At 42.7% G+C, this 12,955-nt stretch carries 10 protein-coding genes and 1 tRNA gene; 6 read left to right on the top strand and 5 right to left on the bottom strand.

The genetic code is table 11. The features are described 5' to 3' along the window. Nucleotides 1–6 precede the first annotated feature (6 nt). Together nikE and murI are read left to right on the top strand one after the other, a co-directional pair. Nucleotides 7–1,668, top strand: coding sequence for a nickel ABC transporter ATP-binding protein NikE (gene nikE / locus HXT59_RS06775; protein ID WP_102703406.1), 1,662 nt, complete (start codon nt 7–9; stop codon nt 1,666–1,668). 62 nt (nt 1,669–1,730) lie between these two features. Further along, nucleotides 1,731–2,501 (top strand): glutamate racemase, encoded by a 771-nt coding sequence (murI, locus tag HXT59_RS06770; RefSeq protein WP_012913941.1) that lies wholly within the window; start codon nt 1,731–1,733, stop codon nt 2,499–2,501. 40 nt (nt 2,502–2,541) lie between these two features. Here murI and HXT59_RS06765 read toward each other — a convergent pair whose 3' ends face one another. Then, nucleotides 2,542–3,192 (bottom strand): vitamin K epoxide reductase family protein, encoded by a 651-nt coding sequence (locus tag HXT59_RS06765; RefSeq protein WP_004110557.1) that lies wholly within the window; start codon nt 3,190–3,192, stop codon nt 2,542–2,544. 175 nt (nt 3,193–3,367) lie between these two features. Here HXT59_RS06765 and HXT59_RS06760 point away from each other — a divergent pair, with 175 nt between their 5' ends. Continuing rightward, nucleotides 3,368–4,225, top strand: coding sequence for a PHP domain-containing protein (locus HXT59_RS06760; protein WP_102703408.1), 858 nt, complete (start codon nt 3,368–3,370; stop codon nt 4,223–4,225). Between the two features lie 161 nt (nt 4,226–4,386). Here the strand turns inward: HXT59_RS06760 and HXT59_RS06755 are convergent, their stop codons facing one another. Together HXT59_RS06755 and HXT59_RS06750 are read right to left on the bottom strand one after the other, a co-directional pair. Beyond that, entirely contained in the window at nt 4,387–4,605 is a 219-nt protein-coding gene (locus HXT59_RS06755) for a DUF3107 domain-containing protein (protein ID WP_004105154.1), read from the bottom strand. 63 nt (nt 4,606–4,668) lie between these two features. Beyond that, nucleotides 4,669–6,399: a phosphotransferase gene (locus HXT59_RS06750; RefSeq protein ID WP_421784343.1), complete on the bottom strand. Its 1,731-nt coding sequence runs from the start codon at nt 6,397–6,399 to the stop codon at nt 4,669–4,671. Nucleotides 6,400–6,554: 155 nt separating this feature from the next. Between HXT59_RS06750 and HXT59_RS06745 the strand changes: the two genes are divergently transcribed. Beyond that, the gene (locus tag HXT59_RS06745) at nt 6,555–8,102 is read left to right on the top strand and encodes an ATP-dependent helicase (RefSeq protein WP_421784319.1); all 1,548 of its coding nucleotides are present in this window, start codon (nt 6,555–6,557) and stop codon (nt 8,100–8,102) included. 154 nt (nt 8,103–8,256) lie between these two features. On the opposite strand, the gene HXT59_RS06740 is transcribed toward HXT59_RS06745, so the two are convergent. Further along, entirely contained in the window at nt 8,257–10,017 is a 1,761-nt protein-coding gene (locus HXT59_RS06740; RefSeq protein ID WP_288231274.1) for a zinc-dependent metalloprotease, read from the bottom strand. A 260-nt stretch (nt 10,018–10,277) separates the two neighbouring features. Here HXT59_RS06740 and HXT59_RS06735 point away from each other — a divergent pair, with 260 nt between their 5' ends. Beyond that, the gene (locus HXT59_RS06735) at nt 10,278–11,165 is read left to right on the top strand and encodes a YlbL family protein (RefSeq protein WP_248893177.1); all 888 of its coding nucleotides are present in this window, start codon (nt 10,278–10,280) and stop codon (nt 11,163–11,165) included. Between the two features lie 44 nt (nt 11,166–11,209). Here HXT59_RS06735 and HXT59_RS06730 read toward each other — a convergent pair. Continuing rightward, nucleotides 11,210–11,283 (bottom strand) — tRNA-Val (locus HXT59_RS06730). A 118-nt stretch (nt 11,284–11,401) separates the two neighbouring features. On the opposite strand from HXT59_RS06730, the gene HXT59_RS06725 reads away from it, so the two are divergent. After that, complete coding sequence (locus HXT59_RS06725; protein WP_248893179.1) at nt 11,402–12,925, top strand: DivIVA domain-containing protein; 1,524 nt, start codon at nt 11,402–11,404, stop codon at nt 12,923–12,925. Nucleotides 12,926–12,955: the final 30 nt, after the last annotated feature.

Below are 12,955 nucleotides of genomic sequence, written 5' to 3'. Positions count from 1 at the left end.
TTGAAGATGACGAATTTGGATGCGCAAGCTTTGGATAATAAAGATTTGGATGCGCGTAAAAGAATTGTTATAAGTGTTGAAGATTTGTCGGTTTCGATTGACGGTAGGCAAATTACACGCAATGTTTCTATGCGATTGCGTGCTGGAATGGTTTCTGCGTTAGTAGGCGAGTCCGGTTCTGGAAAGTCACTTACTGCGCTGGCTCTTATGGGATTGCTCGATAATAATGCGCGTGTTGAAGGGAATGCGGCACTTCTTAACGCTTCGGATGCTAACGAATCTTTTATAAATTTGCTTAGCGAAGATGCCTCTTATGAGCATATTCGCGGTGGTATGATTGGCATGATTTTTCAGGAGCCGTCCAGTGCGTTTAATCCTGTGAAAACAATTGGCAAGCAAATAGAAGAAGCGCTAATATATCATCCTGAAAAAGCAGGAAAGCTTAGCCAAAGAGAGCGTAAGAAGCGTGTGATTTCGCAGCTTCTCGAGGTTGAGTTGAGTGATGCTGAGCGCGTGTATCGTTCTTATCCGCATGAGCTTTCTGGCGGCCAACTCCAGCGTGCGATGATTGCTATGGCTTTAATAAATCGTCCACAAGTTTTGATTGCAGACGAGCCTACAACAGCACTCGACATCACCACGCAACGAGATATTTTACGTCTTATACGTAATTTGTCGGAGAAATTACAGCTTGCTGTATTAATTATTACGCACGATATGAGTGTTGTGCGCGCGCTCGCAGATGAAATGTATGTAATGCAAGGCGGGAATATTGTGGAATCTGGCGAAGTTCAGCATATTTTTGCGAATCCTAAGCACGAATATACGCGCACTTTGCTAGATTCTGTTCCTAAATTTGATATGCAATATGCTTCAAGTGGTGATTCTTATGAAAGTATAGAAGAAGTAGCAAAAGCAATTGCTAAGAATATTGCTAAGAATATTTCTGAATCTCCAGGATCTGAATCTCCAGTAGTTGAAGTTCAAGGCGTAAGTGTGAAGTATTCGCATGCTCGTTTTAGCAAAAATTCAAATAAGCTTGCTCTCGCTAATGCAAACTTGCGCATTAACTCTGGCTCTACACTAGCTTTAGTCGGGGAGTCTGGAGCTGGGAAAACCACTATTGCAAAGCTTATTTCTGGGCAAATCAAACCAAATTCAGGATTAGTGCTACTTAATGGAGAAAACTTAAACAGATTAAACAATAAAGCTCGCCGCCAAGCATTATCGCGAATTGGATACGTTTTTCAAGATTCAGGTTCCGCACTAAATCCGCGTAAAACCATTGGCTGGAGTATTGCAGAACCATTACTTTTACACACGAATCTTGATGCCAATGAGCGTTTAGAGCGCGTTGAAGAAATGCTTAATCAAGTACAACTGCCAGTTGAATTCGCAAGCCGTTTTCCTCACGAGCTTTCCGGAGGTCAAAGACAGCGCGTAGGTATTGCGCGAGCGTTGATTTTGCAGCCTTCTCTGCTTATTGTGGATGAGCCAACTTCTGCGCTTGACGTAACAGTGCAACGTTGTGTACTTAACTTATTGCATGATTTGCAACAAAAATACCGTTACGCATGCTTGTTTATTACTCATGATGTTGGCGTTGTGCAAGAAGTTGCTAGCGAAGTTGCCATAATTAGAAATGGCAGCGTTCAATATATTTCGTAGTATGTTTTCCTAGTATGTTGACACTCGCCATTACGATAGTAAGCGTTTTTAGGAGGTAGTTTATGGCATCGTCGGCAGCAATTGGCGTTTTTGATTCTGGGCTTGGAGGCATTTCCGTGGCTCGTCAGTTGCATGCTGCTCTGCCGCATGAGCGAATTATTTATTTCGGCGACTCTGCAAACGCGCCATACGGCATTAAAACGCCTGAAGAAGTTAAAAAGTTAAGCTTTGCAATCGTCGAGCATTTTGTTCGTTTAAATGTAAAAGCTGTTGTAATTGCTTGTAATACTGCCACTTCCGCAGCTGTGAACGATTTGCGCGCGCATTACAATATACCTATCATAGGTATGGAGCCGGCGCTTAAATTAGCTTGTGATTTAGGTAAAGGTGAGCCTCAGCGCGTAATCGTAGCTGCAACTCCGCTTACTCTTCGCGAGCGCAAGTTTGCGGATTTGCTGCAACGTTTTTCGCAAAATAACACGATTTTTTCGCAGCCTTGTCCTGATTTAGTGCGTATTGTTGAGCGTGGGGAGCTTAATAATCGTGATGTAGTTTTTGCTGCTCTTCACAAGTATTTCGACGAGTATGATTTAGACAGTATCGATTCGGTTGTGCTGGGCTGCACTCATTTTGTGTTTTATAGGGATTATTTCCGCGAGTTTTTGCCTGCGCGCACGAATATTGTTGACGGCAACGAAGGAACTATTAATCATTTGCGCAAAATATTGGAACTTAATAATGAGCTTGCAAGCGATTCTCAAGAAGGCAGCATAACTCTTACTAATTCGGATACAAGCTTGCGCATGCAGCAACTTGCGAAGAGCTTGTGCTGAAAGACTTGCGTTAAGATTTTGCGTTAAAAATCGCTCTTATTCAGCCAAAAAATACTTTAGAATATTGGCACAAAATCAAAGTAAGCAATGCCGCAACCCAAAGCACATCTATTAGCAAGTCGTATCGCAAACGGTAATAGCTTTCAACCAAGCTAAAACGCTTAACAAGCAACTTTTGCGAACTTACGCTTGCGTGAGTCAAAGATATAAATTGCATTGTTGTGGAGAACATAAGCACAATGCACCACGGGCACAACGCGTGAATTACGAACATAGATTGCGAAAACAGCCAGTAAGCATAGACAAGAGCGCATAACCCACCAAGCCAAGTGCAGATTGCGAACCATCGCGGCACGCGTACGCGAATCATTCCAATAACTGCGAGCGTTACGAATACGCTTTCTGCAGCAATTCCAAAGAATGCGTTTGGGAAGCTTAATTCGCCAAATTTCACAATTTCTGCCTGCCAAGTTTGTGCAACTCTAGAGCAGGACACAACGCTGTTAAAATCGCAGCTGAGCAGTTTTTTAGGTGCGCGCGCTAAAGCAAGGGTTTCAGCAGAAAGTATAAGCGAAGTTACGAGTGCTACTGCAGAGAAAAATAGCATAATGCCATACGTCCATGCTGCAGAGTGCCTCCATCCGCTAAGTGTTGTTTCATAGTTTTCTTTAGCGGCGTCAGTTTGCTTCATTGCTGCTCCTAAAAGTTACTAATTGCGAATGATGTGAATAATAATAAATAATAGCAAATAATTATGTGTGCATATTCATTTCTCGTTACATGGCACAGTTTACGATGATTATATGACCGCAATAAGCAACAACCAACGTGAAGCATCAAATCATGCTAGCGATAGCAACTCCAGCATGATGAGTTTTGCGCGCGAACGCTGGGATTTGCACTGTCATACTGTTTATTCAGACGGTACTGCAACTCCAGAAGATTTAATTACGCAAGCTAAAATCGTTGGTTTGCAAGGTGTTGCTATTACTGATCACGACACAACTGCAGGATGGCATGATTTTCAAGAGGCTGCTAAAGCTTCGAATATGCCAGTATTATTTGGTTCGGAGATTACTGCGCAAGACTCAGGCGTGTTTGTGCACATGCTCGCATACCAGTACAATCCGAAAAATAGCATGATTGTGAGCATGTTTGAGCTTACTAGGAAGCGTCGTTTTGATCGCACAAAGCGTATGGTTGAATGTATGTCGCGCGATTTTCCAATTACTTGGAATGACGTTTTGGCTCAAGCGAAGCTCGGTGACTTAACTACGATCGGGCGGCCGCATATCGCTGATGCTTTAGTAAAAGCTGGCGTGTATAAAACGCGTTCTGAAGCTTTTGCTGGGCCTATTTCTCCGTGCAGCCCGTACTATATACCAACTCCTTCTCCAAATGTTCGTGAAGTTATTGAGGCTGTTAAAGATGCTGGAGGGGTTGTTGTTATTGCGCATCCTGCCGACCCTACGCGTAACCGCGTGCTTCTTTCGGATAATCAAATTATATCGTTTGCTAAAGCTGGTCTTGACGGTTTAGAAGTGTATCATCGCGGAAATTCTAAAGCACAGCGTGAAAGACTGCTTTCTTTAGCGAGTAAGTGCGATTTGCTTGTGACGGGCGGCTCGGATTGGCATGGCTACGGTAAGCCAAATCGTTTGGGCGAAGAAACAACAAGCCGCGAAGTAGTATCGGAAATACTCTTGCGCGGCTATAAGCTCTAAAACTCTTTATTTATGTTGCTGTAAAGTTTTTGCCGTTTTTTCGCGCGTAGCCGGCTTTTTCTTTACGCAGCTGCACAGTTTCTGCCGTTTTATCGACTTAATCCGACCAAAACTTTACACACGTGTAAAGTTTCTGCCGCTCTTAGCGGAATTTCGTTATTTTAGTTGAGTGCTCCGAAGCCTACTGAATGCTTTGGCGTATCGCCGATGAGTGCGTAAGACAGCGACGAAGCTGAGACCATAATAGTGCGCCCATTTACGTCCGTAAACTCAAGCATATCTTTGGAATCGTTAATCACTTTGCGCACTTCTTCTGCGCTTTGGTTGGTTTCAAAATCGATGGAATCAGAAACGTTTTTTACTCCTAAAACAACTCGCATACATACTCCTTTTGCTTTTTACGCTATTTATCGTTTTAATTAGTATTTAGTATTTTATTTATCTTAGTCTAAGTCTGCTTGTGCGTCGCGCATTGCTCGTTCTTCACGCTCTAGCAGAGGGATGATTACGGTTTCTGGTTTATCGTCATTTTTTTGCGTATTTCTTTCTGTATCTTCAGAAAGTTTTGAGTCCGAAGAAGTCTCGTTTGCGCTATCAACCTTAATGTCACGCTCAACTATAACTTCATCCTTAACCTCAGAATCATTGTTGTTCTTGGCGTCCTTAGCTTCCTCATTGCTACCAGCGTTACTAACGTTTTCATGCTCAGCACTAGCATTGCTATCGGCAGATTTACTCATTGCAGTTTGCACAATAGTTTCTGCGGTTTCGTGTACTGTTTGAGTTTTTACATGAGTAATTACTTGAGTTGCTGTGTCGTCAGCGAGTTGTGCTGCTTTTTCAGCCTCCTCAGCGTTAGCTGCGTGTGTGCCAGCATATTGAACTTTGCGCTCATGAGTATCGTCGCTTATAGTTTTGTTGCTATCGTAAGTCTCGTCTTGAGTGTTATTTAATTCAGTATTTCTTTCTGAAGTAATGTCTCGCTCATGAGTTTCGTCGCTATTTCCAGTGTTTAGTTGGTTTTCAGTAGAATTATTCTTAGAAATTTGGCGACTTTGCGTATTGTCATTTTCAAGAAGCGTTCCAACTGTAATAGTCGAGACGGGATTTCCTGCAGCACGACCAGTTTTAGCAGTTTGTGCATTGCTAATACGACTAAGCTCGTGCGCTAAACGCTCAACTTGAGCCTTAAAACGCATAATACTAGTGTTATCTGCACGTTGCAAAGCTTGAACAAAATCGCCAACTTGTTCCATTTGCAGCCACAAGTTTGCGCGAAGCATAATCAAACTATCTAAACGAGAACCCATAATTCTACCGTATGCAGAAAGCACTGCGTTTCGGCGCTGCTCGTTAAGTTTTGCAAAAATCCAAGCCAAATCGCGCGCAGGATCGTTAATTTGCATTCTTTGCCAATTTGTCACAGCAGTAATTGTTGAGCCAGCAAACAAAATGTCGCCATCCATAAAACCGCCGTGTACTGGGCAAGTTTCAAATGACCACAATCCTTCAGTTTCCAACACTCTTGACCAACTGTCAGTAATTTCGGTTGGAATATGACCGGCTTGACGAAGTCTTTTAATCCAACCGGTTAACTGTGCGCGAATTTGACCAGTAGTAAAAGCAGAGTATTTTCCGCGCGTTACGAAAGTAGGGCGCAGGCGATGAATAGCGCCGATTGCAGTTCCAACATTTGCGCAATCGTCAGTAGTAAGAAGACGCAAGTCGCGAGCGCTACCTTCAAGATGTTCGCAAATAAGCACAGTGTCTTCATCGTTGTTGTTGGCAATAATGCTTGATATTCGTATAGATTGCTGTTGTGTAGATTGTTGTTGTACGTATTGTTGAGTGCCAGCAACTGTAGAATTTCCATCGGTTACATTATTTGCAACGTTTCCAGCGTTGTTATTAGCATCTTCGCGTTTTCCTGGCATAAACGTGAGCATAGTGTCGTAAGCGAATCCCAAAGCTGCCAAATCTTTACTGTGCTCAAGAGTCCATGCTGCACGAGCCCGGTCATGCAAACGCTTGCGACCTTTACTATCCGCACTGATAAAAACGTCGTAAAGCTTACCGGAAATATCTTGCACAACGGCGTGAGAAATTCCAGCCGCGGTATCAGTGGCATTAACTTGCTCACTTTGGCGCGTTCCTGCAAACTGTACTTCGGGCATGGCTGCAGATGCCAGTGCTGCCAACTTGAATCTACTGAGTTGTGTCACACTCCCACAGTAATACAAAGCACCGAAATTTTGCCAATTTTTTGTAAGTTATACACATATTTTTATTCTTGTTGCGTAAGTGTTGTTATTGCTGCAACAATAGAATTATGAATTCTTCACCAGAACCTTCGCAAGTGACTTCTAAAACTTCTCAAGTGACTTCTCCAGAAGCACTTTTAGACGGGTTGGATAATTCGCAACGCGAAGCTGCTACCGCACTAGAAGGGCCAGTGCGCATTATAGCTTGTGCAGGAGCTGGTAAAACGCGCACTATTACGCGCAGAATTGCGTATGCTTGCGCTACTGGTAAGTGGGATCCTGAAAGAGTTTTGGCAGTTACTTTTTCTGTAAAAGCAGCTGCGGAAATGAGATCGCGTATTGAGGCTCTTGGTGTAAGTAATGTTGGATGCGTCTCAACATTTCATTCTGCGGCTTTGCAACACATTCGCAGCGTGTGGAACGACGTCTGTTCAGCACAATTTCCATCAATTATGAATGATTCTCAGCAAATCATAGCTTCTGCGCTTAAGCGTTATCCGGATTTTGCGGATATGACTTTGTTGCAAACTCGCGATATTTTGGCAGAAATTAATTGGGCGAAAGTTTCGCTTATTGCGCCTGACGATTACTTGCGTGTGTGCGCTTCTACGCACCGTTTGCCTCCTGCAGGTTTAGAGCCGCAGCAATTTGTCGATATATATGAAGCTTACGAAACCGAAAAAAATGCGCATAATTGCATCGATTTTAACGATATTCTTCTACTTTGCTGCCATATTTTACGAAATTTTCCGGAAGCTGCAAACCGTATTAAGCAATCAATCGGATGGATCACAGTTGACGAATATCAGGATGTGTCTCCTTTACAGCACGAATTGTTGCGATTATGGATGGGGCAGAACCGCGATATTTGCGTAGTGGGCGATCCTGCGCAAACAATCTACTCGTTTGCAGGTGCGAATAGTTACTATTTGCTTTCATTTCCGCAAGAATTTGCTCCTCTTGGAGCAGATATTAGTTTGAATACCGACTACCGCTCCACAGAACGCATAGTAGGTCTTGCTAATAGAGTGCTTGCGGCTTCTGCGCATAAAAAGGATTACGTAAAAGTTAAGGCGGCAACAAAAGGCGGCGTTCGTGTTAGCCAGCAAGTTTTTGCAACCGATGTTGAAGAAGCTTTGGGCGTAGTTGAGCAAATTGCAAAACTTGTAAAAAGCGGCGTTGCACATCTTGGGGAGTGCGCAATACTAACGAGAACCAATGCTCAACAGCAAGTAGTTTGTAAAGCGTTAAAAGCAGCAAAACTTCCGTATCGCGTGAGAAAAGACGTGGGGTGGCAGCGAAATGTTTTAGAGGATGCGCAAAGCTACGGTTCTCAAGGTATTTCTGACATTTTTGCATCTTCTAATATTTCAACTGTTACTGTTTCAACTATTCATGCTGTTAAAGGTTTAGAGTTTGCGCATGTTTACGTAATTGGCTGCTCTGAAGGGCTTATTCCTTTTGGCTCTACGGCTGATGACAGTGCTTTGGAAGAAGAGCGCAGACTTATGTACGTTGCAATAACTCGCGCAGAAAAGACTTTGCATCTTTCTTACGCTTCTAGAAAAGACAGTGGAACTGGCATGAATCGCGTGCCTAGCCGCTTTCTGGCTTAATCTCGCGGCATAAATTTTACGCTCGTGTAAAGTTTTGGTCGTTTTTGGTTGAGACCGACCTTTTCTTTACACAGTTGCACAGTTTATGCCGTTTTGAGCGTTGATGTCGATTATTCAGCTGGATTGTTATTGAATCAGGAGTTTTACAAGAGTTTTATTCGCCGTCAGCATCAGTTTCGTCGGAATTGCCGGATTCGTTGCCAGCTTCGTTACCGGATTCGTCGCCGGATTCGTCGTCAGTTTCGTTACCGGTTTCGCTGTTTTGCTTCTTTTGGCGTGCATCCTCTTCCAAAAGCTTGCTAAGTTCAGCATCCCAATCATTTGTGCCTAAATCGTCTTCTGTTAATTTTTCAAAAGATTTTTCGATAGGCGCATTTTCGATAGCGTTATCAGTATTTTTGTTACTTTCGTAACTGTCTGCACTTTCGTGACTTTCGCTAGTTTCGCTAGTTTTTTCAGTTGCTTCGCTAGTTTGGTTAGACTGAGTTTCTATTGCATTTTTTGCAGCAGTTTTCGTTGCATCCTCCGCATCGATTTCTTTCGTAACTTCGTCACCTGCGTTACCAGCTTTACTTTCATTACCAGCGTCTTTCGCAACTTCGCTAGCTTCCGGCAAAGTTGGCAACAAATCTGGATGACTCCACAAGCTATCTCGCTCTTCAATACCGCGCTCGCGAGTCAACTTTTCCCACAATTGCGATGCCTCGCGCATACGGCGAGGGCGCAAATGCAAACCAAGTAACGATTCAAACGTCACTTCTGCAGGTCCTCCTGCAGCTCGCTCGCGACGCATCATCTCTCGCAACTGCTCAATGTGCACAATATGAGCCATTCCAGACTGCCATGTAACACAATCAACCCAACCTTCAACAAGTGCAAGCAAAGTTTCCAAACTATGCAAAGCTTGACACTGCTCTTCAGAATCATTGCTGCCAATATTTTGCAAATTAACAGCTCCTGAAATTGCTTCCGGATTCATTGTTTCCACGTCGCGAAGCTGTTCTTCCATAGCCTCTAAATCAATGCTTATTCCGTTTGCGTACTTAATAATCAGCGCTTCAAATCGTGGCATAAGCCATGGCACGGATGCAAATAATCTTGCGTGTGCAGCTTCTCGCAAAGCCAAATAATTCATGACTTCTGTAATATCCAATTCCCACACTTTTGCATACTCAATGCAATTATATGGAATTAATCCGCCTGCAGGATTTTGTAAAAGCGCAAGACCTTGATCAAAACTGCCGTGCACTTCGTGTGAAAGTGCTCCAGCTGCTTGACCTAGTTGCATAGCAAACGAAGTGTTTCCAAGCAGTTTCATGAGTTGCGCTGGATTATTCATTCCTTCAGGCAGTGGAATTGGCACAACTCCTGCAAATAATCCTTTTACTTCAGCATCATCCACATCGCGGAATCGCTCTTCAATAACAGAAGTGAGTGCTTCGTTTACTGATTTTGCAACAGGATTAGCGAATTTAACCCAAGCTTCCAGCGTTTTTTCTACCCAATCAGCTCTAGACAATACTTCTGGCGTTCCAGGAGCAGGATTGAAATTGCACGTTATATCTAGCCACAAGTTCGCTTGGCTTAAAGATCTTCGTGTGGCATCTGCTACGTCTGCATTTACATTTCCTTGATCGCCATTAGCGTGCTGTAGAGCAATAGATTGCGCTAACTTGCGATTAATTGGCCCTTCTTCAAGTGTTGCTTCCATTTCGTATGGATTATTAAGACCGCCTGCACTAAAAGCTTGCATCATTCCGCGAACTTCGTCTGGTTTAGGAAGCTTATCTGGATTCTGATTTAAGAGTTGTTCGCGTAGCTCAAAAGGAAGCTGATCAAGTTGTTTCCATGCTTCTTCTCCTTGTATTGGCCCAAAGCATTCAATGAGCCATTGGTGAATTGCATCGTCATTCATGAGCGTATCCTTCTCGTGCCACGTGTTGCATAATTTACAGTTTTTATTTTTATACGTTTCGTACCTGCACGTATTTGTACGTATTTTATAAGTATTTATACGTATTTTACACGTCTTTATATGCGAGTTTAGCGCATCTTCTTAATAAAAATATTTCTTAATACAAATATTCTACTCGATAATATGGTTTTATGCGCTATAACTTGCGTGCAAATATATTTTAAAGCAAAACTATATAGGGCTTGTGTCATGATACAAGCATGTTTCGCTTTTCTACAGGTGCTAGTGTATTCCGTGCGTGTTTTAAATCCTTGCGCTCGCTGTCTCATGCTTTAGTTTTGTACATTACTTCGCATTCTTTGCGATATTTTGCAGGATTCTTTACAGTAATTGTTGCGATTTTTGCGTTGTCGCTTCCAAGTGCATACGTCGTAGAAGAGCCTGGTCCAACGCAGGATGTTTTAGGATCCCTATCAAATACTCCTGTGATTGATATGTCTGGTTCTCGAGTAAAAGAAAATCATGATACTGGTAAATTATTGTTGATTACTGTCAATGTTTCTGGTGTTCCTGGATATGAGGTTTCAACATTTTATTCATTGATTTCATGGATGGATCCTCATAAAAGTTTGTTGCCTCGTGAAGCTATTGTGCCAGTAGGACAGAGCGCTGACGAGTATGAGAAGGAATCCACGAACGAGATGGATAATTCGCAAAATCTTGCTCAAAATGTTGCGTTGCAGTACGCGTCTAAGCATCTTGGAATTAAAAAAGAAGATGTAAAAGTTCGTTTACATATTGAAGATATTGGTGGACCGTCTGCCGGAATGATGTACACTCTAGGAATTCTTGACAAGCTTACTCCTGAACAAGAAACTGGTGGTAAGACGATAGCCGGAACTGGAACTATTGAAAAATCGCAAAAAATTGGTGCAATTGGTGGTATTCGTTTAAAGATGATTGCAGCTAAAAGAGATGGAGCTACTTGGTTCTTAGCGCCTTACGATAATTGCAATGAAGTTGTTGGGCATGTGCCACAAGGTTTGCGCGTTGTAAGTGTAAAAACATTGGATGATGCTTACAAAGCGTTAAAAGCTATTGGTTCTGGTCGTGGTGCAAATAAATTGCCAAGCTGCAATGTGAAATAAAACTATAAACCAAATAAAGCAGAAACCAAATAAAGAGCAGAAAGTGGGCGATGAGGGACTCGAACCCCCGACATCCACCGTGTAAAGGTGGCGCTCTAGCCAGCTGAGCTAATCGCCCGTTTGCAACAAATTAAAAACATACATGATGGTGTGTACGAATGCAACGTGTGGCGCGCGTCGTAACAATCGCGTACAGTATACTGAATAAGAACATGTGCTCAGGAGGTCGATATTCGATGGCTCAGAAACCTGATACCGCTCGTAATGCTTCAGCAATGGAGCGTGTGGGTAAGCGTAAGTTAGGATATAACGTCGCACAGGTGAATGCTTTTCTAGAGCGTGCTCACACTTTGTACGAAAGCGATGAAGCTCGACTTACGCAGAAAGATATTCAAGAGGTTTCTTTTGACTTGGAGCGTAATGGTTACATTATTGGTCAAGTTGATGCTGCGTTATCGCGTTTGGAACGTGCGGTAGTAGATAAGTGCACTGAGCAAGAATTGGCGCAATGCGGACGAGTTGCATGGAAAGCTCGTGTAGAAGTGCTTTATCGTAAACTTTTGCAACATGCTCAAAGAGATTATCGCGATCGTTTTGATCGTGGTTCTTCGCGTCACCCGTCTTATGCGCGTAAACAAGTGGATATTATGGTCGATCAAGCCTTAGATAAGATTGCTCTTATGCTTGGTCATGAGCTTGAGTGGGAAACGGACAAAGAAACATTACAAGATATTGATTCTGCTTATGTTTCTAATGTGATTTTTACGCAAAAAAACGGTAAGCACGGTTATGATGAGCGTCAAGTTGATTATTATTTAAACGCTTGTGTGCGTTTGCTTAGCAGCTTGGAATCTTTTGAGCGTGTAGAACAGTATGTTGATGCGGATAATAGTAGTTCCTCATACTCTCGAGCAGCATCTGAATCTTATTCTGCTCCTGCTTCTGTTTCACCTTCTATCTCGGCTTCCGTTCCACCTTCTGTTATTCCTGTAACTAAAGCTGAAGAGCCTGCTAAATCTTCAGAATCTACGGAATCTTATAACCATTCTGAAGAGCCTGTTCCATCATTTGCTCCTTCAATAAAGCCTGCATCTGATTTCAGTGCTGCTTCTGCAGCTTCTTCCGCTTCTGCCACTGCACCTTCTGCTTCTTCAATATTCAAACCTGTTGAGGATGCTGTGGATGATGAAGACACTGCGGATAGATTGTCTAAGATTGCACCTCGCTCAATACCTAGCGTGCCAAATCATGATAAACAAAGCATTTTTGCTCCTGTAGATTATGCTAATCAAGATTCTAATGATTCGTTTGAAGCGTTAAATAAGTCTGAGCGCGCAATATTTACACCTCATGCTGCTGCAAGTAAGCCTTCTAATGTTCTTAACGATACTGATAGCAATGACGAGCTTTTGCAAAGCGCTACAGTAATGCGAAACTCTTCTGAATCTTCTGTGCTACCTCCTTCTTTCACTCCTGCAGCTCGTAATCGCAATAATTCATCTGCACCTAAGCCTGTTGCGGCTCCTGCTCCTGATGAATCAATTCCATCATTTGCTCCTCAAGATTCTGCACAGCATTCCTCGCAGCATTCTTCGCTTAATATTCCGGAGTTGCATGTTTCTAATTTGCAGTCGAGTAAGCCATTGAGTTTAGATATTCCAGATTTGTCATTCCCAATTATTGGTCATATTGATGAATCTACTAATTTCGGTAGCTCTTCTCAAGGCGACGACGATTCGGAAAATAACGATCGTAATTAATCTAACTATTAAAAAAGATATAGTTTGATT

Origin of the sequence: Gardnerella sp. KA01001 (genome assembly GCF_049244025.1) — a bacterium.
GTDB classification, from domain to species: Bacteria; Actinomycetota; Actinomycetes; order Actinomycetales; family Bifidobacteriaceae; genus Bifidobacterium; species Bifidobacterium swidsinskii.
Note: the sequence above shows the minus strand (reverse complement) of the source record. Positions and strands in the feature narration are given on the sequence as shown.